The organism is Limnohabitans sp. Rim8 (genome assembly GCF_945901735.1).
Taxonomy (GTDB): Bacteria; Pseudomonadota; Gammaproteobacteria; order Burkholderiales; family Burkholderiaceae_C; genus Limnohabitans_A.
In genome coordinates this window covers 1-3,199 of the sequence record NZ_CAMDLM010000064.1, presented here as the reverse complement: position 1 = coordinate 3,199, position 3,199 = coordinate 1, and the positions used below count along the sequence as shown (strand labels likewise).

The window sequence follows — 3,199 nt, the reverse complement described above, 5'->3', positions numbered from 1 at the left end:
AAGCAGAAGCAGAAGCAGAAGCAGAAGCAGAAGCAGAAGCAGAAGCAGAAGCAGAAGCAGAAGCAGAAGCAGAAGCAGAAGCAGAAGCAGTTGTGTTGTCGTGGTCGTGGTCGTGGTCGTGGTCGCTGGCCCAAGGCGAAGTGCCCAGGGCGCGATGGCCTACATCTGCCCATGACACATCGCGCAGGTCCAGCCACAGCGCCAAGCGGTCGCACAAGGCGCTGGTCAAGGGGGGCTCGTCATCGAGCGACTCATCCAGCGCCACCACGCCAAAGGCGCAGGATTGGGCGGCTTGGTTGCCCACGTGCAAGGCGTGCACCTCGCCGCGGTCTTGCGCTTGCACCAGGCGGGCCAGTGTTTCGGCACGCATGCGCTCGGCCATGGGCAGCACCACCCAGTGCCCATGGGCGCGGCTGAGCAAGCCCGATTGGGCCACGGTGCTGCCACTGCGCAGGCTGGCCGACAGGTCCAACCCGCCCATCAGCCTTTCGTCGTCCACATGGGTGGGGATGCGCACACCGGGCCCACCCAGCGCGGCCATTTCGGCCAACCAACGTTCGCGCACAGGCCCGTGCGGGGCGCGCAACCAAACGCCGCCCAGCAACACTGGGTCGAGGGCAAACGCCCATAGGGCTTTGACCGCGTCGTGCCAGCGCTGCGCCCCGGGCGGGGCCACTGGCGCCGCCTCCCCCGAGGTCATGCCCCGAGCACCTCGGTCAGGGCTTTTTGCACCCGCGCGCCCGAGCCGGTGTCGTCAAGCGGGTTGCGCCGCAGCCGATGGCGCAGGGCCAAGGGGGCCACAGCGCGCAAGTGCTCGGGCTTGACGGTGGTTTGCTTGTTCAAGGCCGCATAGGCGCGGGTGGCGCGCAACAGGGTCAATTCGGCGCGCAGGCCGTCGGTGCCCAGTTGTTGGCACAGCTGGGCGCACAAGCGCAGCATGGCGTCGCTGACCTTGCTGCGCCCCAGCAGTTCGCGGGCGCGCAAGATGCGCTCGCGCAGCGCCGCATTGGCCGGTTCCCACTGCTCGCGAAAGCCTTGGGGGTCGCGCTCAAAGGCGTCGCGCCGTTTGACCACCAGCACCCGCAGGTCCAGGTCTTGCGGGGTGCGCACTTCCACCGACAGACCAAAGCGGTCCAGCAACTGTGGGCGCAATTCACCCTCTTCGGGGTTGCCGCTGCCGACCAACACAAAGCGCGCGGGGTGGCGCACGCTCAGGCCTTCGCGCTCGACCAGGTTTTCGCCGGACGCGGCCACGTCGATGAGCAAATCGACCAAGTGGTCTTCGAGCAGGTTGACCTCGTCGATGTACAAAAAGCCGCGGTGGGCCTGGGCCAGCAGGCCTGGTGCGAATGATTTGATGCCTTGGGACAGGGCTTTCTCCAAATCGAGCGCGCCGACCACCCGGTCTTCGGTCGCACCCAGGGGCAGGTCGACCACCGGCACGGGGCGTGTGATGGCTTTGATTTTTTTGCCGGCTTTGAGGCTGGCGCATGCTTCGCAGCGGGCGTTTTTGTCTTTGGGGTCGCAGCCGTAAGCGCAGCCTTCAACCACTTGGATGGGGGGCAGCAAATCGGCCAGGGCACGCACAGCGGTGGACTTGCCGGTGCCGCGGTCACCCAGGGCCAGGACACCGCCCACACTCGGGTCGACAGCGACGATTTGGATCGCCAAGGTCATCTCTTCTTGACCGACGATGGCTGAAAAAGGAAAAGGCAGGGCCATGGTGGTTGTGCCGCTGGGGCAATCAGTGGGGGTCAACACCGGCCAAGACAGCCTGCAAAGATGTCAACCCAAGTGGACAGTTTAATGGCTGATCGGCCCCGCGTCAGCCCTGAAAACCCCCACTGCAACGCCGGCGTCAGCCGGCCCCAGTCGCTGGGGCAAACTCGGGTAAGCTTATGCACCCTTATTTCTTGTCCTGGGCCTGCGTTGATGGGCCTGTCCAAAGGAGATCTTCATGCTGATTGGCGTGCCTGCAGAAACCCTGCCAGGCGAAACCCGCGTGGCTGTGACGCCAGAGACGGTGAAAAAACTCAAGGCCGCTGGCCACACCCTGCGTATCCAGTCGGGGGCCGGCGTGGCCGCCAGTGCCACCGACGAAGCCCTGGCTGCCGCTGGCGCCGAGATCACCGATGCCGCCCAAGCTTGGGCCTGCCCCTTGGTGCTCAAGGTGCGACCACCCAGCGCGGCGGAATTGGCGCTGGCCCAGCCCGGTGCCACCTTGGTCGGCATGCTCAACCCGTTTGACGCCGAAGGCTTGCAGCGCATCGCCGCCGCTGGCCTCACCAGCTTTGCCCTGGAAGCCGCACCGCGCACCACCCGTGCGCAAAGCATGGACGTGCTGTCCTCGCAAGCCAACATCGCGGGCTACAAGGCGGTGATGGAAGCGGCCAACCAATACCAGCGCTTTTTCCCCATGCTGATGACCGCTGCCGGAACGGTGAAGGCCGCCCGCGTGGTCATCTTGGGCGTGGGTGTGGCCGGTTTGCAAGCCATTGCCACGGCCAAGCGTTTGGGCGCGGTGATCGAAGCCTCTGACGTTCGCCCCAGCGTGAAAGAGCAGGTCGAGTCACTCGGTGCCAAGTTCATCGATGTGCCTTATGAGACCGCCGAAGAAAAAGAAGCCGCCGAAGGCGTGGGCGGCTATGCCCGTCCCATGCCGCAAAGCTGGCTGGACCGGCAAAAAGCCGAGGTGGCCAAACGTGTCGCCTTGGCCGATGTGGTCATCTCTACCGCCTTGATCCCTGGACGCGCTGCGCCGGTGTTGATCACCGAAGAGATGGTCAAGAGCATGAAGCCCGGCTCGGTCATCGTTGACTTGGCGGCCGGCAAAGGTGCCAACGGCGTGGGTGGCAACTGCCCGCTCACCGAGACGGACCAAACCGTGGTCAAGCATGGCGTGACCTTGGTGGGCGACACCAATTTGCCCGCGCGCGTGGCCGCAGACGCCTCGGCGCTGTACGCCCGCAATGTGCTGGACTTTTTAAAGCTCGTTGTGAACAAAGATGGTGCATTGCACATCGACATGGAAGACGACATCGTGGCCGCGTGTTTGATGACACAAGGCGGCGAGGTCAAAAGGAAATAAGCATGGACCACACCGTCACCAACCTCATTATTTTTGTGCTGGCCATTTATGTGGGTTACCACGTGGTCTGGAACGTCACCCCCGCTTTGCACACGCCTTTGATGGCGGTGA

3 protein-coding genes and 1 pseudogene are annotated in these 3,199 nt (G+C 64.2%); 2 read left to right on the top strand and 2 right to left on the bottom strand.

The annotated features are described in order from the left end of the window. Both Q0O99_RS17440 and bchI read right to left on the bottom strand, forming a co-directional pair. Positions 1–700, bottom strand: a pseudogene (locus tag Q0O99_RS17440) (hypothetical protein); the annotation flags it as partial. Continuing rightward, positions 697–1,722, bottom strand: coding sequence for a magnesium chelatase ATPase subunit I (gene bchI, locus Q0O99_RS17435; protein ID WP_293753240.1), 1,026 nt, complete (start codon positions 1,720–1,722; stop codon positions 697–699). The pseudogene Q0O99_RS17440 and the gene bchI, both read right to left, overlap by 4 nt. Positions 1,723–1,957: 235 nt before the next feature. Here bchI and Q0O99_RS17430 point away from each other — a divergent pair, with 235 nt between their 5' ends. Together Q0O99_RS17430 and Q0O99_RS17425 are read left to right on the top strand one after the other, a co-directional pair. After that, positions 1,958–3,088, top strand: a complete 1,131-nt coding sequence (locus tag Q0O99_RS17430) for a Re/Si-specific NAD(P)(+) transhydrogenase subunit alpha (RefSeq protein ID WP_293753239.1) — start codon at positions 1,958–1,960, stop codon at positions 3,086–3,088. Between the two features lie 2 nt (positions 3,089–3,090). Then, positions 3,091–3,199: proton-translocating transhydrogenase family protein (locus tag Q0O99_RS17425; RefSeq protein ID WP_293753241.1), on the top strand; the 109-nt coding region annotated here is incomplete at its 3' end.